Consider the following 24,328-nt stretch of genomic DNA (forward strand, 5'->3'; position numbering starts at 1 on the left):
TTAGGTTAGGTGGTAGCGTTGCTCACTACTTAATTGGGCGTTACCTATACCTTTCCTAATACTTACCAACCCAAATAGAGCAAACGGCCTAACTAACTTCTGTCCATCTATGAGTTAGCCACTTTGCTAACTCAGAATTGCCCCATTATCATTCAGAGCAAATACTCATTCATATCGCATTAACGTGATTTTGGATTAGTTTTATTTACTGTCTATATCAACAGTTATAATGAAACGTGGTGATTTTATCGCTTTAGTTCTGTTTTTAATAAGACTTATTAAATATATTTCTTACTTTTCACACCCTCTTTTAAATCGATAAATGTAATAAAGTGTTAGCAAGTTCATAATATACAACGATTATATCGAGTATGATAAAGGTATTTCATGAGTATATTTTTGCGCGAAAGTAAGAATGCTTATTAATATACTGTTAGGCATAATTAGTCGGCATTGGAGTTAAATTGGACTTTAACAAATCACAACCGGTAGACGATGAACCTGGACTTTGGCGACTTCAAATGGAGTTTATGGCTGAAGCTGAGAGGTTTTTCGGCTCAAGAGACCAATCAAAAAAAATCTATCAACCATCATGGGATGTGGATGGTCCTCATGTAAGGTATACACCGAGCAAAGACGGGGCGTTTGCGGAATTAGGCTTTAATGCAAAAACCGATTGGAAAATGGTTGTTTATCAACTTGCTCATGAAACGGTACATTTACTTGATCAGCATGGAGGCAAGCAGACTCATCTTCTCGAAGAAGGTGCCGCTGTTAGATTCTCCTTGGATATGATGAAAAAATATGGATTTGATACCGCTGGCTTGCCAGAGATAGACACGTATAAAACTGCATTGAAATTGTTCGATTCACTGGGTAGCGATTCATATTTAATTGCAAAAGAGCTTAGGGCAACATGTGATAATTTTATTTCAATTGATGCAATTGCAATAAAAGCTAGATGTCCTGATCTATCTGAAAATATCATCTTAGAAATGCTATCAAGGCCAGTAATGCGTTGAGTTGTAGCTGAATGCCTAACAAGGAACTTAAACGGAACTAAAACAGTTGGTTAGGCTTCGCTGCACATTTTAACCCACCATTTTAGTCCGCTTAGTGCGGCGTTAAATTTCATAAAGGACATAGATGAAAAACTTAGAAAATGAAGTCATTGAATACTTCAAAAAGTTCTCTGTAGAAGCTCGAAAAATTGCTGAGTCTGACGAAAAAACACCTGATTTTCTGATTGAACAGGAAGAAGTCGTTTTGATCGAATTGAAGGAAAAATCAGACGATGAAGCATTACATCAGCATGAACAAAAAGAGTTAGCTGAAGGTGACATATTTGAGCACGTTGGGACTACAGGTTATCGTAACCGTATCTCAGGAGTTATAGGTAACGGAATAAAGCAATTGAAAGCGCAGAAAGAAAATACAAAGAGTGATTTCTGCTTACTTTTTATTGTTGCAAATGGTGTAGCGCAAGGTACACAGGCTGAGCAAATAATTTCAACGCTTTATGGTAGAAAGCACATCATTGACTTTGAATCTCAGTCTAGTGAAGCATCAAGCTGTTACTACGCTTATCATAGCGAGTTCTTTAAGCATAGAAATATCATAGATGGTGTTTTTCTTAGCACAAATAGAAACGTTGTTTTGCTTGTTAACGATAAATCACCAAACTACACAGAGTTTAAAGCTTCTTCTTTTCTATCTAAGTTCGTTGGAAAAATCGGAATATTTGACCTTGTTGATCTCGAAGCTAAAGAGAATATCATGGTCGCTGACTGCGATATTCCTCGAAGTAATGAGGAAGCTGTAAAGCAATATATATTTGATAAATACTCTATCGAAAGAGGCATGATGTTAGATTTTCCTCAATATTCGTTTAAGGCTCAGATCAACGAAAATGAAATTTAACAAAGCGTTTAAGACGGATTCCCAACGCTTGGCATTTTCGGTTTGCTTCAGCTTAAGTGTTTACGGCACAATGATTTAGGTTTGGTGGTAGTGTTGCTCACCACTTAACGCGGCGTTACCCTTGATCTTTTAATACTACTAGCCTAAATAAGCAAATTGCCTAACACGTTTTTGTCCATCTTCGAGTCAGCGAGATCTGCGCTAACTCATATTTGCCCCATTCCTACTTAGTGCTATTACTCATTCATACCTCGTTAACGTGGTTTTGGATTAGTTTTATTTGTAGTTAATCAGGCTTATTTAATACATTTCTTACTCTCAACGTTCTCAATAAACACTTTGAAACAAAATAATGCAATCAAGTTCATTATATTTATGAATTAAATTGATTATGATTAATGGGTTTTAGACGTGTGTTTTTGCATAAAAGTAAGAATGCTTATTAATATACTGTTAAATACCCTAAGGTGTTTTATCTAACCTATGAAGTTAAAAAAGTTACTGAATCACTCTTTCATAATTGAGTTTGAGAAACTGTTAAAGACCGATTTCGAAAGAGAGTTGTTCTTATGTAGTTTGAGAAATTACTGCTCTCATGGAAACCCTTTGCGTTTTCATAATTTTGCTTTTTCTATGAGAGAGTTAGTTCTGCAAGTATTAAACAGACGTGCCCCAGATAAAGAGGTCGAAAAGGCTTGTTGGTACGAAAAAGAAAGTGACAAATTTAATGTCACAAGACGGCAGAAGCTCAAGTTTTGCGCACAAGGTTTTTTGTCTGATGCTTATCTGGACCAACTTACTATTGAAGATCTTAATCAGAGCATTAAAGACTATTTGAAAGAGTTTAACTTTTTTAATAAATATACCCATATCACTGCTAAGCACTTCAAAGCTTGCCCTCAAAAGTTTTACACTGATATGAAGTTTATCATTCAACGCTCTCAGGAAGTCATTGAAGAGCTAGATTCATTGGAAAGCATGGTTACACAAAGCTTAGAGTACGGCATTCAGGATAAAGTATTTGATGCTGTAATTAACTCGTGCCCTGATGAGTTATCTATTTTGGCCCACAGGGTGATAGTAGAGCAGGTTTCTCCAGAAACAATGGAAATCGAATACTTGGAAGAAAACGGAATCACGATAGGGGTTGAGGGAACAATTTATATTACTCAAGAGTACGGGAAAGGTGATGACTTCTGCGAAATCTCAAATGACTTCCCATTTTATATCTCCGTTGACGCCTGTATAACGAACCCCGAGAACATCTCAGTAAATGAGAATGCTTTAGAGGTAGATACTAGTTCTTGGTATGAATAAGAACGGGCACTTAACAAGTCGCTCAAAATGGACGCAAAACAGTTGGCTTGCGCTCATTCTTCGCTAATTTTAGCCTGCTATTTTGCGCCGGTTAGGCAAGCGTTATGCAACTTTAATTTTAGTTAGGTAAGTAATGGATAAGTTTTTTAATTTTATTCTTAAACTGATTGAGGCTTTGAAGCCAAAATTTTATAACAAAATCACGTGGTTAATTGTGGTATGTGGTTTGTCGCTAATGAGTACTCCTTTGTGGATTACAATAATTAATGAGATTTTTGAGAAAACACTCGAGTTATCAATAACCAATGATTCCGATACATTGTGGGGTTTTTTGTTATGCTGTCTCGGTTTAGTTTATCATTTGTTAAATACTGGGTTGCATGAAGTTGCACTATCTGTCACATCAAAAGCAGCTCTTGAGAAAAAAGAGCTACATGACAAGTTAATTTTCGAACAACTAAACGATATTGTTGAAGAAGATGCTTTAAATCATATCCTTTCAAATTTAAGAAGTGATCACTCGATTTATAGAAACAGTGATCAAAGTATACGTGACTTTATTGTCAAAGCTACTTCATCAAGTAGCTCTTTTGTATGCAAGGATATTAGTGAAAAGACTGCATCATTGTGTGAAGCACTAACTGAGTTTATTTATTTTGTCGATGAACACTTTGATATGTATCCATATACTCAGCCTCAAGATAATTATCGAATGTGTCTTGCTCCACAATTAAATTGTGATCGAGCAGGATCTTGGAGTGATAGTGCTGCTTACGGACAATTGTCTGGCGAAATGGAACAGGCGGTAAATGCAGTAAAATTATCATATCAAGTCTGGCGGAAAATCGTAAAAGAAAAATTATACGTGTAAAGTGGCATAACAAAGCATTTAAGAGTGATTCCCAACGCTTGGCATTTTCAGTTCAAGGTTGGGTTTCGTGTTTACGGTGGTATGTTTAAGACTTGGTGGTAGCGTTGCTCACACCTTAATGCGGCGTTACCCTTACTTTTCCTAATATCTATCAGCCAAAATAGAACAAACCTACTAACACGTTTCTGTCCACTTTTGAGTTAGTCCCTTTGGCTAACTCATGTGATCACTAAGCGACCCTGCTATAACCAACTTCATAAATATCAGGCTATTTCTACGAACTTACCCACCCATTTCACATAACATCTGTAATGACTACCGACGTTGTAAGTTGATGAATATCGCTATTTTTTTGTGATTAGTCTACAAATCGAGTTCAAAGTGATAATTTAGGATCGGGTAACATCATTAACAAAATAACAACATCATATTGAGACTTATTTAAGGTGACTTTCTTAGATAAAATGAGCTGTTTCAAGGGGAATTATCACGAACGCTGATCGCGAAGTACGTGATAGATAGATACTGTTAAATAGAATAATAATCTTAAATATTGATTATCTCATCCACATGCATTAAATTGCGTTTAGTCTTATGACGATTATGAAGATTATATCGGATTGATTTGATGACGTGATAAACACTGAACTGCGTAATTTAAGCGTATTTTCTAATCACATAATCGAACCATTCGGAGGTATATACTCATGGTCGTAATGACATCGATTTATAAATTTTCACTGTTGTCTTCAGTTATTGATCTACTTGTTGAAGTAATTAATTTCATAACAGTGTTAATTCAACATGGCTATATCTAGTTTGTTTCAGAGGTCGCTCATTGATAGCGGCCTTTTTTGTACCTATGATATCGGATCACATAAGATGGATACTGTTAAATAGGACTATTTTCGTAGAAAAGTAATACTAGGTGTCGAGTGACTGGTATTTATGGCTTTAAAATCGTTTAAAGTAATTTTTTAATTAGTCTAAAGTACTTAAACAGCAGGAATTATTATAAAGATTTATTGTAATGAATCTTTATAATAATTCCTTTAAAAACAATGAGTTGACTAGGTTTTATCTGGGTTGTATGGTTAGGCTATAAACATTTAATACTTGGATTTTAAAATGGATAAGATCATAGCTTCGACTCAAGAAAATGAATGGACAGGTTCAATTGCTCTAGATGACGCAGATGAACTTTATTTAAGAGAATATGCTTTAAAACACGAGCACATAGGGAGTAGTGACCAGATATTAGGTTTTAAAGTAACGAATTTAACTGTATGCCTGTATTATGAAAAAGATACATATTTGAATCTAACTCAGAAAGGTAAAGATCCAAAAATGTCAGAGTTTGATATTAGTATTACTGAGTTTTTTGACCTATTTAAAAGAGTGTCTTTTGCTGTCTCCCGTAGAAACATTGGTAATGGTTTAGCATAGTGCGCATAAAATTTGTAATATTAAATGCTGACAATTTAAGAGGTCGCTTATGCGGCCTTTGTTGTATTTGGACGTTACCACGTATCGGATCGCATTAGATACCATATGTTAAATGCAGCTGTTTTTAGAGAAAAGTAATGCTAGGTATCGAGTGAAATATACCTAATAATATTTTAAATATAAGTGCTTAGATGAAAGTACGAAAAACTGATGAATAGAATACAAAGGAGATTAGAAAAGTGTTAGGGACAATTCTTTTATTGGTAGTAATTGTATGTGGATATCTAAATTTAAGTTTTTTAGTTTTAGTGCCAGCATCTGTTCTTGCTGCATTTATAGGTCTTCATTTCCCTCAAGGTAAAGCAGAGATAGCAAAAGAGCGAGGAATGTATTGGAAAGTATTTTTTAATTCCTTACCTATACAGGCGTTTTTTTTAACTATTTTATTTAGTTTTGGGTGGGGAATCAATGTGCTAATAAACTAAGTAAATTTAGTTTATTACGCATAGAGATAACATGTCTTAAATAATCTTTCTTAAAGACGGCTTTTCCAACCTTTTTGCTTCTTGGTGGAAGTAAAAAAAAGCTTTTGTATTTACTCGCTGTTCATTAAATTAGACTGAATTTAATTTATTGAGGATGATTTTTAATCATGACAGAAAAGTGCCCTTTTTGTAATGCTATTTTTACAGTTAGTAGTGTCGGTGATGGTGGTATTTGTGGTGCTTGTCGAGAACCTATTGAATGTCCTCATTGCAAAAAAGTAGTGCGAGAAGAACGAACAACAGGCTATTTCATAGAGAAGCTCGTAAAAGCGCCAATTCAAGATAGTTCTTTGTCTCAGTATTTAGGAATTACTGATGAAGAATGGGATGAAATGGGAGCTGAGCTCAATGCAAATACTGGAAGTAGTGATGAAATGACTTATTACTATTGGTTCACCGTACCTGACGGCACTCCTGACGATATTTTAGAAAAAACAGGCTGGGAAGTTGATCAAACGATTGACGATATTCCAGTTTGGGTTGTTGATGTCGATGAATCTCCTTGTCATTAATAGGTTATGCAGTACGCATAAATAGATTTGATGTTAAATGAGACTAATTTGAAAGTATGAAGGTTGGGTGCTCATTGGCAATGTAACCAAACAAAACCTGAAATGGTGAGGCATTACTGCCCCACCATTTAGGCTAGATTATCTCACTTCGTAGGCAAGTACCGCCTTAAAGAGTTTAGTACCATCTTGGTACTGGACTTCACACAAGTCATCCCTGACGAGTGCCAATGCAACTAATAATGTGAGACACACAATTAGTAATCCTGTTGGGAAGTTTCTTTTTGGCATTTTTACTTGCCTCCTATAGTGAGAGGCACTAACATATGAATTGTCTAGAGTCATTTGTCGGCCTCGTTGATTTAAAATTAACGGGGCTTTCATCTATCTGGTCTATCACAAAACATATCTGTTTGTTGCTCAAGACTAGACAGCCAAGAGCACCCGCGCTGATTATACATTAACTCGCCTATCCCCTATCATTTTTTTGTCATTTCGCTTTAATCCCATAAATTAAGTAATTTCTGCTTTTAGGCCTCTAATACTTAAAAAGATCATAGTTCCATTTAATTAAATCTACACCATGAAAAATGCAGCATTAATCACAATTAAACCTTAAATGCGAATATTGAACCAATTAAGGTTTAATTGTTTTTTTGTTTGTATTATAATGATGGCTCATCAATTAGGAGGGCCTGCAATGATTATTAATACGCTGGAACGTGTATCAGGACAAATGCATGTTGAACAACAATCACTAAAAGAGCTTATTGAAAATCAAAAATCAATAAGAGTGACAGATAAAGATGTTGATAGTGTTGATCGCTTAATTTACAACCACAGCTTAAAAAAAGGCGAATTACAAAAGTTGTTTGGCTTATCTCGCGTTACTTTTAACTCTCGTATTGATGAAGCAGAAAAAGAAGGTTTGATTGGTGAACCTATTACCAATGGTAAAACTAAGTTATATAACCGCTTTGATGTTGCTGCTTTCTGTGAGTATATGCAATTTCCGAAATACAAAGAAAATTATTCATCTATTGCGATTGCTGTTCAAAACCATAAAGGCGGAACCGGTAAATCAACTACAACAGCAACGTTAGCGACGGCGACTGCACTTGATATTAATTTGAATGCTCGATGCTTAATCATTGACCTTGATCCACAAGGTTCAACAGGCCAATCACTCGTTCGATCTCAGTCTGATGACTCCATATATATGACAGCTATAGATATGGCTCTTGCAAACAAAGAAGTGGGTGTTTTTAGTCAATACTTATCCGCTGGATACGAGCAGAGAGATCTCATATTGAAAGCACCATTTCAAACTCATTTACCCAATTTAGATGTGATCCCTGCTTTTCCAGACGACGAACGTTTTGTTGATCTTTTTTGGCAATCTGATGAATTAGAGCAGCAAAAGCTATTAACTAAGTTACGTGAAATTATGAATGTTTATAAAGATGAATATGATTTCATTTTTATAGATACGCCCCCACAAAACTCTCCTATCTTGTGGGCTGTAAATGAAGCTTCTGACGCAATTCTGATACCTGTAACGCCCCGTGAATATGACTTTGCATCTACAACGAACTACCTAAAAACACTTTCTGGAACTTTAGGTGAGTTACCAAGCAAAGGTGAAAATATTAAATGGCTAAAAATGTTACCTGTCAATTTTAATGATAAATCTAATAGTGAAGTTAGGGTGTTTGACAAGCTCTTACGCACTGCGGGATCTATATTATTATCGACTGCAATTGAACATAGCGAAGCTTTTGTTGCTACTGCTGAATTAAATAGAACTGTACTTGATATCGTGAAATCTGAGGATGTTTGCTCTGCAAAGCAACTAGATAAAGCGTTACTTTCGGTTAGTGCTGTTTATAAACAAATTACGAACGAATTAAAACTAATTTCAAATAAGGCTGTTTAACTATGAGCTTATCACATAAAAGAACAGGGTTTGGTCAGAGAACAAACAATCTACCATCACTAAGTACCAAAGAGCTTATATTTAAAAGTGGTGCAAAAGTTATAGCAACTCGCGTTGTTATAAAAGCAAATGAAATTGAAAATAAAACAGTAATTCATCATTTGAATATTCGTAATCAAACGAACTTAACTGCTGAATCTTTACGTGACATCCTACCGTCGATTAAATTAAGCGGTGTACATACTGAAGGCTTCGCAATTGAAAAGGATGGTAAATTTTTAATTATTGAATCTTCTCGCCGTCGGATGGCATGCATTTTAAGTAATAAAGATTTGCCTCTATATGTCTTTAAAGCAGATGAAATATCTGACAATGATTTGACTGCATTTATAGAATCAACATTTACTCAAAAGAAATTATCGTATCGAGAAATTGGGGCTGTTTATCCGACCCTTATGGAAAAAAATAATTGGTCAGCAATTCAATTAGCAGAACAATTAAATATAGGTAGAGAAACATGCAGAAAACGTCTTGTTGCAGCAAGTATTAATCAAAATCTAATTGATGTTTTTCCCGATCCTGAAGGTATTCCAAATAGCTTTTATTCTAAATTAGTGAAGGTTGAGAAATATCTAAAAACTAACAACATCAGTATGTCACAATTTATTAAACAATTAATGTTATTAGATATTGATAGCTCAGAAATAGATGAAATACAGCATTCTGTTATGAAAAGAATGCTAGATATTATCCAAACTAAGCAAGTATCAAAATGGATAATCAATGATATTCAGATATTTTCTGAAAAAGATAAGTACGCAAAAATCCATGAAACTGATGATCATAAAAAACTTACTATTGAGTTAAGTGGTTTAAATGATGATTTATACAAAGAAGTAATCAAATTCGTAAATGATAAAATAAACCATGAATCTTGATTACAACCCCCATTGTAAATTTAATTACAATGGGGGTTGTAATATCAAATGACTAAAACAGCGAAGCAGAATCATCTTGAAATTTTATCGAAACTTCTCATTTTCCCAAACCTATTTTGAAAATGTTATGGTCAGTTATCGTATTTGTAAATCAGCTCAACTTACAAGTTGAGCTAAAATACATTACTGTTTTTGTAGTAATGACTACTGGATTAGAAGTTGTAAATTAGCGTAAATTCAACTCGTGAGATATCATCGCTCGAGCTGCCTACCACATCACGGGTATAGTCGCTGTCTAGAGCGTAGTACATATTCACCTCCGACTTTAAGTTACCTGTAATGTAGTTATGGAATTGCAGATAAAACTGGCTATAAGCGTATTTTTCATCTGATTCAGCACCAAACAATACATCTTGATTTAACGTATAAATTGCATCATCGGTGTTTGCTCTCCATGTCGACATGAAGCCAGCAATGATTGACTGCTTTGGCTGATATTCAATGACGGTATACGAACCAACCTGCATGGCATTACCATATGCCCCATCATGTGCGAATCCTAATGGGTCACCGGTCCATAGCGGGTTAAAGGTATTGACCTTATCGCTATTTTTATCCGAACCTGAAGCATAGTGTAGGTTCAAACCTAAACGATAGTTCCGGTCTGCCTTCCAATTGTAATTCAAGTCTACGTAAGCCATATAAGCAGAAATATCTTTACCTGCATGGTCACCAAATTGGTACACACCATCAAACATGTAACCAAAGCCTTCACTTACGAAGTCATGAGCATGAATACCCAAAACTTGAATATCAACATCACCATCAGGAGCATTAACAAAGCTTTCGTTTGTCAGCTGATTACTCATTACGTAAGCTTGCATCGTGCCGAGATCTGTTTGCCAATTCGCGAATAAACCTGTTGATTTCTTACCGTTAGTTTTGTCATCCCAATTACCACTAAAGCTACCATCGCTATAGAGCGGGAAGACTTCTTCACCGTAATAAACATCAAAATTAATACCAGAAACACTATACTTCGCGCTTGCAGCATTCCAACTAGACTGTACCGGCGTTGGTTCACGGTTCATCATTTGCCATTCATTTAAGTAAATTTCTTGACGACCAAGTCGTGTACTTAAATATTGTTGGCCATCGTCAAGGAACTTAAATTCTGCGAACAATTGTTGGAAATCCGTACCAGCATCATCCACTGGCCCAGGATTATCTAGATTAGTGTAGTTAGTGCGAATCTCACCGAATAGGCGCATCCAATCTTGATACGTTACATCTGTCGCAAACTGCATACGAGTCCGAAGCTCATTTTTTTTACGATTTTCGCCATCGTACATATGGTTCCAACGGTTATCGAGAGCCACTTTTACATTACCACTAAAAGAAACTTTCCAGTCACCGCTTTCATCAATGTCTAAACGCTTTAATTTCTCAGAGAAGCTTTTTTGGCTCTCTTTCAAATCGTCAACATAGCTCCAATCTTCATTAGATCTGTCTCCCCAGAACACCATAGGGCTTCGTTCTGGCCAATCCGCTATTGTATTTTCACTCGCATGTAGAACGCCAGAAATGCATAGAGAAAGTAAGGTGATCACATGTTTTATTATTGTTTTCATTTTTATAATATCCATATTTCAGGTGCATGAATCCCTTCCTGTGACGCGGGGTCACAGGAAAAATCATGAGTTATAAAGCTTGTAACTGTAGGGTTACATAAGGAAATACGTTGTTAGGAATCAATACCTAAGGCTTCTTTAATACCAGAGGCTATTGTTATGACATTAGCACCGTATATCACTTGAATACCTTTATTCATCCTTACTACTCCTATAGCGTTAAGTTCTTGTTTCCAAATTTTATCGCTTGCCGCTAAGGATTCATCATGCAATGAAACACGCAGTCTAGTGGCACAATTAGCTACGTTTTCAATATTGTCGGCACCGCCTAGTGCTTTAATAATTTCAGCAGGCAGGTCTTTTGAGGTTTGCTTTTTTTTCTTTTTAAAATCTTCTTTAGAGTACAGTGCTATATCACCATTATCTTCTTCACGACCCGGAGTTTTCGAGTCAAACTTCAAGATAAAGAACTTAAAGGTGTAGAAGTAAATAACGAAATACAGAGGAACTATCCATATCAGAGCCCATGCATGCACTTTCTCTGGTTGAAGTAAGTTAGGCACCATGAACAATAGCTGATTACCATGAATAGATACGCCCATCATTTCAGTTATCACATAAGCTAAACCATTTAGAGGCACATGAATGACAAAGAATAATAAAGGCTGAACAAATAAAAATGTGTACTCTAGAGGTTCAGTTATACCAATCACTGCCGCAGTGAACACCGCTGGCACCATGATGGCTGCAACTTTCTTGCGGTTTTGTGTTTTCGCTGTCACATACATCGCATAAGCCGCACCGGTTAAACCACCAATTTGAATTGGAATACGTCCGCTAGTGAAGTTATGGGTAATGTAGCTTGTTGCCTCTGGAGAGCTTAATTGGCCATTCATAATGTTACGAACACCTTCATAAACCACACCATTAATTTCCATTACGCCGCCTACTCGCGTGTACTCAATAGGGAAAGCGATCAAATGGTGCAAGCCAAATGGTAATAAGCCTTTATCAAACACACCGAAAAGGAATGAACCAAAGATACCAGAGCTGGTAATAAGCGTTGTTATCGACTGTAAAGCACCAGCAATTGGTGGCCAAGCGTAGTAAACGAAGAGAGCAATTGGCATGATAGCAAAGTAAGTGAAAATCACTACCGCGCGTGGGCCAGAGAAAAAGCTGAGTAACGTAGGCATTTCAAATTTGTAAAAACGGTTGTGAATCCAAGCCGTAATGCAGCCCACAAGAATACCACTGAAGATACCCATGTTATAAGCGAAAATGCCTAGAGATTCTCCCCATAAAGAGTTGAAGTTTTGTGCAGCAACTTTGTCGTAACCAGCATTATCCATCAAAGATGCAACACTGGTGGTTTCAGTCGTCCAACCGTGAAATGCAGCAATCGAGCCGATAGCTACATTGAAACACATGAACGCAGTAAAACCGGTAAAGGCTGCCCATCCTTTTTCTGATTTAGCGAGTGCAAAAGCTAAACCAATCGCGAAGAATGGAGGTAGGTTGCGCATCACCATCAAACCTAGATCTAACATCAGTTTGAAGAATGCCCAAATAACAGAGTTAGTTGCAGACATTTGATTTACAATGCCTGCACCTATACCAATAAATATACCTGCGATAACCAGTACGATGATAGATACCATCATACCTCCAGCAAGTGCTTGAACCTTATCTCTCATAATTTACTCCTAAAGTGACACGAGAACTTTTACGTATATTGTTATTGCTCTTTTTAATGATTTGAGATTGAGCCTTTCGTTGGGCTCATGAACACAAGTCACATCACCAGGAAAAGTAGGTCCGAATGCAACGCCATTGTTTAATGCTCGCGCATACGAAGCTGCGCCTTTGCTAAAACATTGAGCGTCCGTTCTTGTAACTTCGGAATAAGCTTTTCCCATAACTTGGATAAGATCACTTTCGGGTGAGAGGTAAGATAGAGGTAAGTACTGCTGTTCAATCAATTTCACTCCATATTGTTGGGACAAGTATTGGAGTTGGGTACGAATTTCATCGATAGTCAGGCCTTTAGGAAACCGAAAATCAAAATCTAAGTTGTAACTATGTTGATCGAGGTTAATAGACGAAATACAACAAGTTGTTATTCCCATTTCATCATCTTGATACTTGAGTCCTAATTTGGAAGCATCGCTTGCTTGCGCAAAGCATCCATCCAATAATTCAATCAAGCTTTGAGAATGAGCATCTAAACCGTCAACATCTCGCATTTGAAGAACAAACTGATCCATACAGTTGTCAACTTTATGCGGATTGCGGGACTTCTCCCATGGCGTCGATAATTCAACGCAGTACAGCTCCTTTTGTGAGTTATCAATACCCGCTTTATTTTCCACGAGCGTTACTTTGGCAAAAGTTGCAAACCTTGCTGCAACTTCAGCTGCTTTTTTACCAGCTAGGTACACAGTTAATTGATAGCAAGTAGATGTTCTATCACGTTCACTTTCAATACTGATTATCTGGCAATTTCCTACGTCAGTGAGAGTTGGGAGTTCTCGTTGAAATGACGCATATAGGATTCCTTTTTCTCCATTGACGATTGGGAAGTCACCATCAGGGGAAAAACCATATTCTGGCTGAGGATTGTGCTTAAAATAATGTTCTACACATTCCCAAGTTGTCTCTTCTGCACCACCGATAATGAGTCGAATCGTTTTATCGAGCTTCACATCTAGTGCTTTAAACATCTTGAGGATGTACAGACTTGCCATCAAAGGGCCTTTGTTGTCTGTAACGCCTCGACCGTATAACTCATCACCTTGTTTATGCATTTCAAATGGCGGTGTATTCCATTCATTTAAATCACCGGCTTCAACGACATCAACGTGGTGCAAAATTGCTATTTCTTGCTCACATTGACCAAAACAAATATCTAGCGCATAACCTTGATGATCTCTCACTTCAAAGCCTTCACGCTGTGCGAGTTCAATTAAGTAGTCGAAAGCCTGTCTAATTGAGCGGCCAAATGGTGCGCATTCTTCACTTGTGGTTAAGTCTCGCACAGACGGAATAGCAATTAACCCTGACAAATCATCCAAGAACGCTTGGTGATGTTGGTCAAGATAGCCCTGAAAACGGGGTGATAAATTGCTTTCCATCATGTTTAGTCCCTAATTAATCGTTACTGAGTAAGCCTTAAATAGACTTATTATTGAGGTTTCATTATCCTCGATAACCAATGTGTTCCTTCGCTATTTGAGAACGCCATGAAATCTGCTGAACGCTGCGCAAAGATGCCGTTTTCAACCACTCCAGCAATCGCATTTAATTCTCTTTCTCGACTTTTAGGCTCAGTAAGATCTAAGCCAGAAACATCAAGGATTATGTTGCCGTTATCAGTCAAGCAGCCTTCCCTTAGCACAGGCTCTCCACCTAAACTTCGTAAAGCGTTGAAAACCGCTTTCTGTGCAGCTGGCAGTACCTCCACTGGTAACGGAAATTGCCCTAGTTGATTGACTAAACGGCCGCTATCGGCAATAGTGATAAAGCTCATTGCTAATGTTGCGAGCACTTTTTCACGCGCTAACGCTGCGCCTCCACCTTTCACTGTAATGCCGTCGGCCATACCCTCATCTATGCCATCAATATAAAAATCGACACGGTCGCACTCCGCAATTGCCAACTCTTTCAAGCCAGCCTCTGCAATCGCCTTACTCGAACGTTCAGAACTCGATACACAGTGAGAAAACTCCGTTCCACTCTGCTTCAATAACTGTATAAAGACTTCGACGGTTGCACCTGTACCAATTCCAATGACACTTGAAGGCGTTAGCGCATCAATTACATGCTCTAAAGCTACTTTCGCAGCCTTAGTTCGCAGGCAGTCATGGCTGAGGTTGTCAATAAAACGCGTTGTCATTGCCATACTATCTCTCCAGAACCGCTTTAGATTTCTCTACGATGTTTTCAACCGTAAACCCAAACATTTCAAATAACTCTTCTGCAGGCGCTGATTCACCAAAGCTTGTCATGCCCACGATGTCACCTCGTAGCCCTACATATTTGAACCAGTAGTCACGAATGCCGGCTTCTATTGCAACGCGTGCGGTGACATGACTAGGCAGCACTTGCTCTTGATATTCAGTTGATTGAGCATCAAACACATCTGTTGCTGGCATCGAAACTACTCGGCAGCGTACGTTTGCTAATTGCACTTTTGCTTTCATAGCCAGCGCCACCTCAGATCCCGTAGCAATCAAAATCAACTCAGGTTCACCTTTACAATCAGAAAGGATATATCCGCCTTTTGCTACATTGGCTAACATCGATTCATCACGTTCAAACTGCACAAGATTTTGGCGAGAGAAAATCAACGATGTTGGACCATCAAAGCGTTCGATCGCCGACTTCCAAGCCACAGCCGTTTCTACTTGGTCACAAGGGCGCCATGTACTCATGTTTGGTGTCAGACGTAATGATGCGATCTGCTCCACTGGCTGATGTGTTGGGCCGTCTTCCCCCAAACCAATTGAGTCATGGGTATAAACAAAGATGCTGCGTTGTTTCATCAATGCCGCCATACGCAGTGCGTTTCGAGCGTATTCCATGAACATCAAGAAAGTGCCGCCATAAGGAATAAAGCCGCCATGAAGTGCGATACCATTTATCATTGCTGACATCGCAAACTCACGTACGCCGTAACTTAAGTAATTACCAGAGGCATCTTGAGCCGAGATTGATTTTGAACCCGACCAATTCGTCAGGTTTGATGGTGTCAAATCTGCTGAACCACCCAAGAATTCTGGAAGTAACGGACTAAACGCTTCAATTGTATTTTGAGATGCTTTTCTAGTTGCAATCGTTTGCGGGTTTGCTTGCAAGGTCTGAATCAAGTCTTGCGTATACTGCTCCCAGTTTTCTGGTAATAAGTTTTGGCTACGGCGTGTAAACTCAGCCGCTAACTCAGGGTAAGCTTGTTGGTAAGTATCAAAACGAGCTTGCCAATTAAGTTCATCAGCCTTGCCTTGCTCTTTTCTATCCCACTTATTGTAAATATCTTGTGGTATTTCAAACTCTGGGTGCTCCCACCCCAAGTTTGAGCGAACAAGTGCGACTTCTTCAGTTCCTAGCGGAGCACCGTGGCAGTCATGGCTTGCTGATTTATTTGGAGAGCCGAAGCCAATGATTGTTTTGCAACAAATCAAGCTAGGTCTATCTGTTATCGATTTCGCTTCAGTAATTGCTTTATGGATACTTTCAGAATTATGACCATCAACATTTGCTATTACATGCCAGCCATAAGCTTCAAAGCGTTTTGGCGTATCATCAGAGAACCAACCATCAACTTCGCCATCAATTGAAATGCCATTGTCATCCCAAAATGCAACTAACTTTCCAAGCCCTAGTGTTCCCGCGAGTGAACAAGCTTCATGCGAAATCCCTTCCATCATGCAGCCATCACCCATGAACACATAAGTATGGTGATCTACGATGTTATGACCATCTCGATTAAATTGTTCGCCCAGAACTTTCTCCGCCAACGCCATTCCCACGCCGTTAGTGATGCCTTGTCCTAATGGGCCTGTTGTTGTCTCAATACCCGGCGCGTAACCATATTCAGGATGACCTGCGGTTTTACTGTGTAATTGACGGAAAGATTTAATATCGTTCATCGACAACTTGTACCCAGATAGGTGCAGCAAGCTGTAGATCAACATCGAACCATGACCATTCGATAGAATAAATCTATCTCGGTCAGTCCAATTCGGATTTGTTGGGTTGTGTTTTAGAAAGTCTCGCCATAGTACTTCAGCGATATCTGCCATTCCCATTGGAGCCCCTGGGTGGCCTGAGCCTGCTTTCTGCACTGCATCCATACTTAATACACGAATCGTATCAGCAAGTTTTGAACGTGAAATCATCATGCATCTCCTACAAGCGCGCTTCGATCATTGTTTCCAATTTGCTTTGGTCGACGGCAAAATTGCGAATACCTTCCGACAACTTTTCTGTTGCCATTGGGTCTTGGTTCATTTCCCATCGGAATTCAGCTTCTGTCATCGATGCAGGTGCAGTTTTAATCGCATCACGCGCTGAAAATAGCAGGCATTGCACATCGCCTTCTTGGGCGGCTAGTTGATCTAAGATTGCTGGACCAATCGTCAGGCGGTCACACCCTGTTAACGCTAAAACTTCTTCCGCGTTACGGAAGCTGGCACCCATGACGACTGTCTCGTAACCGTGGTCTTTGTAGTAGTTGTAGATATCTGATACTGAAACGACACCTGGGTCTTCATTAGGTAAGTACTCTTTTTTCTCTGTATTGGTTTTGTACCAATCAAGAATTCGCCCTACAAAAGGGGAAATTAAGAAAGCACCAGCTTCTGCACACGCTTTTGCTTGAGCGAAATTAAACAACAATGTCAAATTACAATTGATGCCTTCTTTCTCTAACACTTCAGCAGCTTTAATACCTTCCCAAGTGGAAGCCAGTTTGATTAAAATGCGCTCGTTATTAATACCGGCCTCGTTGTACATCGCAATCAGTTTGCGTGCCTTTGCTAGGCTTGCTTCTTTGTCAAATGACATGCGAGCATCCACTTCTGTAGAGATACGTCCCGGCACCGTTTTTAAAATCTCTAGGCCAATATTGACTGCCAACTTGTCTCCAGCATCAATTAATTGCTGAGACTTATCATCGCTTTTAGATTTTGCCCACGTCACTGCATCAGCAATCAAGTGATCGTATTGAGGTATCTCAGCCGCTTTTAGCACCAAAGAAGGGTTAGTGGTGGCATCTTGAGGTTGAAAAGCCGCAATCGCATCAATGTCACCGGTATCCGCAACAACGGTAGTGTACTTTTTCAATTGTTCTAATTTATTCATCTTCATTTCTCATAAGTTGATTAAGCAATTGCGGTAAGGTTTGGTCATTCATAGAACTCATCACCACGTTGGCTAACGAGACATCGAGGTGACAAGTGAGCAAGTTAGTTACCGCTACTGTTGGTATTCCTGCCGATCGAGCCGCCTGAACACCAGGAGGAGAGTCTTCAAATGCGATGGCTTGATGGGCAGAAACACCTAATTGATTTAAGGCGGCTAAATATACATCTGGTTGAGGTTTACGTTTTGCTGGGACAATGTCTTCTGCACCGACAAAACAATCAAAGAAGTGGGTGAGATTTAATCGAGATAAAATTGGATGGTAATGCTTAAATTCAGAGCTTGTTGCTAGTGCAATTTTCCAATTTTTTGACTTTGCAAACTCAAGGTATTGACGAACACCTTCGCGCTCAGAAATAGTTTCAATCAAGCGATATGCTTTCTCCTCAACAAGTTGGCGAATGTCATAATTCGACAATGCTTGATGAGATGCTTGATTAAATAATTGATAGAGAGAAGTTGCTGGTACTGAGCTCCCAACTAGACCAGCAACCTGAAGAGGCGATACTTCAACATCATAGGTTTTTAACAAAGCTTCCCAAGCTTTAAACATACAAGTCTCGGTATCTACGAGAAGTCCATCGAAATCAAAAATCAATGCTTGAACATCACTGGCAATGAATTCCTCTCTTTCCAATTTCAGTGCTGTGTTATTCGAAGTAGTGATGCTTTTTTCCATGGTCTCGTCTCCATTTTCTTTATTAATTTATTTTTAAACTCAGAGGCTCTAAACCAAACTAGCGTGTAATATTTCTTTCATTTCATCACCGCTAGTCAGCGGTAAATCAAAGCAGAAAGCAGGCTCTAGCTTAAGAACATCTTCTTGATTTACCCCTACTTGAGTTAAATTCGACTCGAGGCCAATTCGCTCAAGAAACTTCACAATAAGTGCAGCCAATGATTGAGCTTTTTCTTCAATGCTTCCCACAGCACCAAAGAGCTCAGCTACTTGCGCAAAGCGCTCCGGCTGTTTTCGCCACTGAAGTTGCACATACGCTGGATAAACAACCGCGAGTGTTAAACCATGTGGTAAGTTCGTTTTACTACTACCTAAAATCTCTCCAAGAGGATGAGGCGCTCCAGCCCCACCATTTGCTAGTGAAATACCTCCTAATGTGTCGGCTTTTGCTAATTCACAACGGCCAACTAAATCTGCTCCGTTGTCTATAACATTTGGCAAGTTTTCAACTACCAGCTTCATGGCTTCTAACGCCATTGCATCCACAAAAGGAGATGGACGTGTGCCAGTGAATGATTCAAACGCATGAGAAAAAGCATCAAAACCCGTCATTGCAGTCATACGAGGTGGTAGTGTTAACATTAACTCTGGGTCAATCAGCGCTTCGCAAGGAAAGAACTCCGGATGAAACAAGGTCAGTTTTGCGTGCTGTTCTATGTCTGTAATCACTGCCGCTTGTGTTACTTGTGATCCTGTACCAGACGTTGTCGGTACTGCGATCAAAGGAACAACTTGAGCGGGTAAATCTTGAATGTCTCCAAACGGTGAGTCATAGGTTGCGAACCAATATGCCCAGTCCAAAGACTCTGCTTTGATAGCCGCAGAAATGATTTTTGCTGTATCAATCGAAGAGCCACCACCAATTGCTAACACCACATCACAATTTGCCGAAACCGCTATTTGGCGGCCAAGTTCCACAACAGTGGTTGGTGGGTTTGGTACCACACCATCAAAATGTGTTACTTCAATTCCCTGCTCTACTAACAAAGCAAAAATACAATCATAGGCAGGTTTCACAGCATCAAAAATTGGCTCACTGACCACTAGGCATCGTTTGCCATATTGAGCAACAAGCTGCCCAATCTTTTGAATTTCTCCCGCACCAAATGTCAATTTTGTCGGCTGATAATATTGAAATTGTGTCATGAATTAATCCTAGGTAGTGGTGCCAAGCTCGAGCATAACTAAGGGGGAAGCTCGACACCGTTATTAGATTTGAGCGCGACAACGATATAAATCACTGTTACGCCAAGTGACAAAGTTAAGCTGTTTCAGCTTCTTCTTATTTCACTTCTGCTTTGTCTTCGAGTTGGTCAATTGCAGCGCGGAAATCACGAACACCAGCAGTAATGCCATCTTTGTGACCAAATATATTGGTAGAGGCAACCATTACGTCGATGTCTTCATTAAGCAGCTCTTCGATATTGTGGTTACGGATACCACCATCAACACATAGTTCACAGTTAGGGTTACGTTCGTTAATGAGTTCACGTGCTTCACGGATCATTGCAATCGCTGATTTACGCCATAACCACTCATCATCGCCATCAGTAATACCGTGAATAACAATGTGTAAACGATCTAAGTAGTAGATAGATTCTTTAACGAATGACACTGGGGTTAATGCACCAACCGTTAAGCCAAATTTCATTCCGTAGTTTTGACAGTATTTAATGATGTAACACAGAGGAGCCCCGATAAAATGCTCTGCTGGTAGAATCAGCATGTTTGCACCTGCAGCTGCAATTTTATCGATAAATAATTTGTCGCAATCTTTGAAGTAAGCATGAACTTCAATTGGCTTTTCAGTGTAAGGACGAATACCTTCAACGATTTGATGTCCACCCATTAATTGCAGATTTTTCAGGTCATGCATATCTGCAGCATCACAGTGAATGTAGTCAGCCCCAGCGTCAGAGACTTCTTTCACTACATCAGCAATGTGCCCGTAATCTACGTGAGCTAGACCTGCTGCAATTTTTACTTTTTTCATGGTATTTCCTTAATAATTAAAAGAATGTTGGTATGTTTTCTGACCTTCTTGAACCATGAGGCGAAGATACTGGCCAATTCCACAACCGTTGTTATTAGTGACAATAAGGTTTGCTAACCCTTTTAAGGAAGGGCTAGCGTTATCCATAGCAACAGGCTCTCCGACGAGTCGGAACATAAAGGCATCGTTGTCCCCATCTCCAAAAGCTATGGTATTTTGAGCGGATATATTTTGTTGTTTTAGCCACTGAGTTAATGCATGACCTTTCGTGGCTGACGTTGATGTAATGTCGAGTTTTGTTGGTGCAGATAAATCAGCTTGGCAATGAATTTGCAAAGCATCCCTTAATTGATTCAAAGCGACTTTGTCCGAGCTTGAAACAAGAACTTTGTATACCTCTCCTGTCTGTTCAAGCAGTTCACTGATAGCAGGGATGACTTGAATTGATATGTCTGCGTTGATGACTTCTGCTTTTTTGATCAAGTCTTCCGTATGCTTTGACGCTTTTTGAGTAAACACGCCACGACTTGAATAAATAGTGAAAGCAAAGTGTCCTTCATTTAGCAAGCTCACTAAATCAATAAGGAAATCACGATCCAAAACTTGGGGGTTCATTATGTTCTGGGTGATTGGGTCAAAAAGGTATGCACCGTTACAGCAGATGATAGGTAAAGACAAACCAAGTTTTTTGACATAAGGCATCATTAACTGATGCGGTCGACCACTTGCGAGACTGACGCTATAACCACTCTTTACAGCAAGCGTGATAGCTTCTTTATTATTTGAGCAGATTTGCTCATCATCTCTTAACAATGTTCCATCTAAATCAATAATGACTGCTTGATACTTCATTTTGGCCTTCAGTGACTTCTTGTGACGTAAAATGACCATAAACGATCAATTACGGTCATGTAAAGTCATTTTTGACTTTTTTGTGACCAAAATAAGCGTTTTATTACAATAAATGCGTCATTGAAGGTCAAAATTGGTCATGATTAGATTTTATTTGCCCAAAAGTTCATAGTGCGTCAAAATAAGTCAAAACAAATTAAAGGCATGAAGAATGAATGAAGCTCAACGTCATAGAAGCTTGCTTGACCATTTAAACAGTCACACTTTTATTACGACAAATGACTATATGAAAATGTTAGATATCTCATTATCAACAGCTCGTAGAGACATCACTAAACTGGCAGAAGAAGGTAAGCTAAAGAAGATTCGTAATGGTGCAGAAGTGATCAATCATGATATTCCATTGGTTATAACGCACGTTCCAAGTAGCTTTATTCCTGAAGAAAAAGATATTGAGTGCTACGCAGCCAAACAACGGATTGCCAAAGTAGCGGCAGATATGTGTGAGGAGCACGATAGTATTATCGTTAGTGGCAGTAATACCACCTTTCTGATGGGGGAGCACCTTCTCCACAGAGATGTTCAAGTTGTGACTAACTTTATGCCACTGGCCTACCAATTGATCAGCCAAGATCATCAGAGCATCATTATTTTGGGTGGTCAATATCTGCCTGAACGCCAGATCACTATTTCACCCGATGAAGAAGCCGCAGACGACCACAAGAGCCGCTTTGTGTTCTTTACCGGAACAGGTGTAACGGCAGCTGGTATCCATACATCTGATTTATTGGTGTATATGGCAGAGAAGAAGCTTCTAGAATATGGCGATCGTATTGTTGCGCTAATTGATAGTAGTAAGGTAGGTAAGTACGGTGGAAAATTACTTGCTTGTACATCTAAGTTAGACACTTTGATTACTGATGAGGGGGCCGATCAATCGACTCTTGAGTCATTACGTCAGCAAGGAGTTAATGTTGTCGTAGTCTGATGGCGAATAACCATCCAGAAAATAGAAAAGGATTGGCAGTAATACCAACCCTTTTCTATTGAAGTTGACCTATCCTAAATAAGGTTGTTTTACAGTATTAGTGTGGTTCCGAAAATATGGCTGACTCGATTGGTCTGGGGGCACGCCTCAATAATCAATATTGAATTTAAATAGAAATACTTTGCCCCGTCATTACGTAATAAGTTACGTTGTCATTAGTTCATCACGATAGAATCTTCGTAACAGCTCAATGAAACATACGTCAAAGTGAAAGGAAAATGGTTTTATCTGTATCACGCTATTAATAAACAAGGTGAAACACTAGATTTCTATTTTTCGCCAAAGCGTAATAAAAAAGCCGTTTATCTGTTTCTTTGGTGCTGCCTAAAATATTACAGTATTGATATCAGCTTAAAACGTTAAATACAGATAAGCTTTATCTTATGCTAATACGATTGCCAGTTTGAAGTAAGGAAGGGCGATTACGAGAGGATGTTGAACTGCGACAAATCAAATATTTTAATAATGGTATCGAGTCAGATCATACTATTACCAAAAAGCTCATTGTCGCCCTCGATGGATTTAAAATACGAAAACATACCAGCCCAACCTCTTCTGAAAATGTTATAACATCCATTCGGAGTAACCTATCTATCTTACAGGTAAAACTTAGCTAGCAACCGTCACCAAAGGGCAAACAACATTAAATTAATCTTAGTTTATTTCATTAAAAGTATTTGTATCGATTACAACCCCCATTGTAATCAATATTTACAATGGGGGTTGTAATCTCAAACTGGAAACTTTTCATCAGTCCAAGCGTCATTACCAATGTGTTTGCTGATTTACATGCAAAAGGTTTTCTGAAAAATTACCGTAAAGGTTATACGTTTGTATAATCATAATAGGGTAGAGTAGTTACTTACATCAATTGTAGAGTTGCTCAATTACACGAAGATAAAAAAGGTCAAACGATGGACGTGAAAGCGGCCATTAATAATGCTATTTGTGAGCTGGAAAAATTAAAAACAGCTGCAGTACGTGATGAACCAATAAATAAACATTAATGATTTGCAGCACCCCGCCGAGGCAACCATGTCCTATTTCACTAGTGAAACTCAGCCAGTAAGCGGTCTTCACCAAAGGTAACGATCAGGGCTAAGAAATAACATTCAATATAAGCCTGGATAAAATTTGTTCTTCCTCGCAAGCGAGGACAAATTTTTACCAGGTTATATTTCACTAACCGCATTTATTCTCCTAACCGTCGAACTCACAAAGCTAGAGCTTTCACTTCTACCTGATAAGTGCTTGTAATCGCGTTTATCTGTCTCGTTAGTCATTGTTCATCCTTTTGGACGTTTCAATCTTCAATCGCTTTCTTCTTTTAATCGTCACCTATCACAACCTAACCCGCAAGGGAGGCTTCGCCGCTTCGCGCCCTTGCGGGTTAGAACGATGGTATGTGTACGAACAGTCAGGCGATGACGAAGATGAAAACTTAAACCTAAAGGACTCACTACCATGACTTACTTAACAGCTAACCACTCAACAATCACTAATCATCTTGAAGCGACCAAGGTTTCGTCCTTGGCGCCGAAGGACTCCAACAAAAATGAAATTCTTAACAGCTTTAAAGCTGGTAAACATGAAATGGAAAAATTGCTGATTGGTTGTCAGTGGTTACTTGTATCTACTAAAAAATTGAAGGAGTTATAATTT

At 38.8% G+C, this 24,328-nt stretch carries 22 protein-coding genes and 1 pseudogene; 12 read left to right on the forward strand and 11 right to left on the reverse strand.

Features of this window, described 5'->3' with window-relative positions; translation table 11 throughout:
• The first annotated feature begins 530 nt into the window (after positions 1 to 530).
• The 7 genes from C9I86_RS13255 (at position 531) to C9I86_RS13285 (ending at position 6,611) form a co-directional block, all read left to right on the forward strand.
• Positions 531 to 1,022, forward strand: a complete 492-nt coding sequence (locus tag C9I86_RS13255; RefSeq protein ID WP_146142637.1) for a hypothetical protein — start codon at positions 531 to 533, stop codon at positions 1,020 to 1,022.
• 124 nt (positions 1,023 to 1,146) lie between these two features.
• Complete coding sequence (locus tag C9I86_RS13260) at positions 1,147 to 1,920, forward strand: hypothetical protein (RefSeq protein ID WP_107276615.1); 774 nt, start codon at positions 1,147 to 1,149, stop codon at positions 1,918 to 1,920.
• 483 nt (positions 1,921 to 2,403) lie between these two features.
• Positions 2,404 to 3,237, forward strand: coding sequence for a hypothetical protein (locus C9I86_RS13265; RefSeq protein ID WP_107276616.1), 834 nt, complete (start codon positions 2,404 to 2,406; stop codon positions 3,235 to 3,237).
• A gap of 133 nt (positions 3,238 to 3,370) precedes the next feature.
• On the forward strand, positions 3,371 to 4,108 hold the full coding sequence (locus C9I86_RS13270) for a hypothetical protein (RefSeq protein ID WP_107276617.1): 738 nt from the start codon (positions 3,371 to 3,373) through the stop codon (positions 4,106 to 4,108).
• Between the two features lie 1,128 nt (positions 4,109 to 5,236).
• Positions 5,237 to 5,554: a hypothetical protein gene (locus tag C9I86_RS13275; RefSeq protein ID WP_107276618.1), complete on the forward strand. Its 318-nt coding sequence runs from the start codon at positions 5,237 to 5,239 to the stop codon at positions 5,552 to 5,554.
• 239 nt (positions 5,555 to 5,793) lie between these two features.
• A complete protein-coding gene (locus tag C9I86_RS13280) occupies positions 5,794 to 6,039 on the forward strand; it encodes a hypothetical protein (RefSeq protein WP_107276619.1) in 246 nt (81 codons plus the stop codon).
• A 167-nt stretch (positions 6,040 to 6,206) separates the two neighbouring features.
• Positions 6,207 to 6,611, forward strand: a complete 405-nt coding sequence (locus tag C9I86_RS13285; RefSeq protein ID WP_107276620.1) for a hypothetical protein — start codon at positions 6,207 to 6,209, stop codon at positions 6,609 to 6,611.
• Between the two features lie 138 nt (positions 6,612 to 6,749).
• Here C9I86_RS13285 and C9I86_RS20395 read toward each other — a convergent pair whose 3' ends face one another.
• Positions 6,750 to 6,992, reverse strand: coding sequence for a Hok/Gef family protein (locus C9I86_RS20395; RefSeq protein ID WP_325168554.1), 243 nt, complete (start codon positions 6,990 to 6,992; stop codon positions 6,750 to 6,752).
• Between the two features lie 316 nt (positions 6,993 to 7,308).
• Between C9I86_RS20395 and C9I86_RS13295 the strand changes: the two genes are divergently transcribed.
• Both C9I86_RS13295 and C9I86_RS13300 read left to right on the forward strand, forming a co-directional pair.
• On the forward strand, positions 7,309 to 8,544 hold the full coding sequence (locus C9I86_RS13295) for a ParA family protein (protein ID WP_107276634.1): 1,236 nt from the start codon (positions 7,309 to 7,311) through the stop codon (positions 8,542 to 8,544).
• Positions 8,545 to 8,546: 2 nt separating this feature from the next.
• Complete coding sequence (locus C9I86_RS13300; RefSeq protein ID WP_080159123.1) at positions 8,547 to 9,482, forward strand: ParB N-terminal domain-containing protein; 936 nt, start codon at positions 8,547 to 8,549, stop codon at positions 9,480 to 9,482.
• Positions 9,483 to 9,694: 212 nt separating this feature from the next.
• Here C9I86_RS13300 and C9I86_RS13305 read toward each other — a convergent pair whose 3' ends face one another.
• From C9I86_RS13305 to C9I86_RS13350, 10 genes are all read right to left on the reverse strand, one after another.
• Complete coding sequence (locus tag C9I86_RS13305; RefSeq protein ID WP_107276621.1) at positions 9,695 to 11,113, reverse strand: alginate export family protein; 1,419 nt, start codon at positions 11,111 to 11,113, stop codon at positions 9,695 to 9,697.
• A 113-nt stretch (positions 11,114 to 11,226) separates the two neighbouring features.
• The gene (locus tag C9I86_RS13310; protein ID WP_107276622.1) at positions 11,227 to 12,810 is read right to left on the reverse strand and encodes a PTS transporter subunit EIIC; all 1,584 of its coding nucleotides are present in this window, start codon (positions 12,808 to 12,810) and stop codon (positions 11,227 to 11,229) included.
• A 9-nt stretch (positions 12,811 to 12,819) separates the two neighbouring features.
• Complete coding sequence (locus C9I86_RS13315; RefSeq protein WP_199190792.1) at positions 12,820 to 14,250, reverse strand: Sapep family Mn(2+)-dependent dipeptidase; 1,431 nt, start codon at positions 14,248 to 14,250, stop codon at positions 12,820 to 12,822.
• A gap of 47 nt (positions 14,251 to 14,297) precedes the next feature.
• On the reverse strand, positions 14,298 to 15,014 hold the full coding sequence (gene rpiA / locus C9I86_RS13320) for a ribose-5-phosphate isomerase RpiA (protein WP_107276623.1): 717 nt from the start codon (positions 15,012 to 15,014) through the stop codon (positions 14,298 to 14,300).
• Position 15,015: 1 nt separating this feature from the next.
• Positions 15,016 to 17,010 (reverse strand): transketolase, encoded by a 1,995-nt coding sequence (gene tkt, locus C9I86_RS13325; protein ID WP_107276624.1) that lies wholly within the window; start codon positions 17,008 to 17,010, stop codon positions 15,016 to 15,018.
• Between the two features lie 10 nt (positions 17,011 to 17,020).
• Positions 17,021 to 17,974 carry a transaldolase gene (gene tal, locus C9I86_RS13330; RefSeq protein ID WP_107276625.1) on the reverse strand — a complete coding sequence of 318 codons (954 nt, stop codon included), beginning with the start codon at positions 17,972 to 17,974 and terminating at the stop codon, positions 17,021 to 17,023.
• A complete protein-coding gene (locus C9I86_RS13335; protein ID WP_080159116.1) occupies positions 17,967 to 18,713 on the reverse strand; it encodes an HAD family phosphatase in 747 nt (248 codons plus the stop codon). The genes tal and C9I86_RS13335 overlap by 8 nt, the downstream gene beginning before the upstream one ends.
• 48 nt (positions 18,714 to 18,761) lie before the next feature.
• A complete protein-coding gene (locus C9I86_RS13340; protein WP_080159115.1) occupies positions 18,762 to 19,919 on the reverse strand; it encodes an iron-containing alcohol dehydrogenase in 1,158 nt (385 codons plus the stop codon).
• A gap of 136 nt (positions 19,920 to 20,055) precedes the next feature.
• Complete coding sequence (locus C9I86_RS13345) at positions 20,056 to 20,766, reverse strand: ribulose-phosphate 3-epimerase (protein ID WP_080159114.1); 711 nt, start codon at positions 20,764 to 20,766, stop codon at positions 20,056 to 20,058.
• Between the two features lie 9 nt (positions 20,767 to 20,775).
• Positions 20,776 to 21,618, reverse strand: coding sequence for a Cof-type HAD-IIB family hydrolase (locus C9I86_RS13350; protein WP_080159147.1), 843 nt, complete (start codon positions 21,616 to 21,618; stop codon positions 20,776 to 20,778).
• 211 nt (positions 21,619 to 21,829) lie between these two features.
• On the opposite strand from C9I86_RS13350, the gene ulaR reads away from it, so the two are divergent.
• From ulaR to C9I86_RS13365, 3 genes and pseudogenes are all read left to right on the forward strand, one after another.
• The gene (ulaR, locus tag C9I86_RS13355) at positions 21,830 to 22,606 is read left to right on the forward strand and encodes an HTH-type transcriptional regulator UlaR (RefSeq protein WP_080159113.1); all 777 of its coding nucleotides are present in this window, start codon (positions 21,830 to 21,832) and stop codon (positions 22,604 to 22,606) included.
• 243 nt (positions 22,607 to 22,849) lie between these two features.
• Positions 22,850 to 23,217, forward strand: a pseudogene (locus C9I86_RS20295) (DDE-type integrase/transposase/recombinase); the annotation flags it as partial.
• A 913-nt stretch (positions 23,218 to 24,130) separates the two neighbouring features.
• Complete coding sequence (locus C9I86_RS13365; RefSeq protein ID WP_107276626.1) at positions 24,131 to 24,325, forward strand: hypothetical protein; 195 nt, start codon at positions 24,131 to 24,133, stop codon at positions 24,323 to 24,325.
• The last annotated feature ends 3 nt before the right edge of the window (positions 24,326 to 24,328 follow it).

Source organism: Photobacterium sp. NCIMB 13483 (assembly GCF_003025475.1).
In the GTDB taxonomy this organism is placed as follows: domain Bacteria; phylum Pseudomonadota; class Gammaproteobacteria; order Enterobacterales; family Vibrionaceae; genus Photobacterium; species Photobacterium piscicola.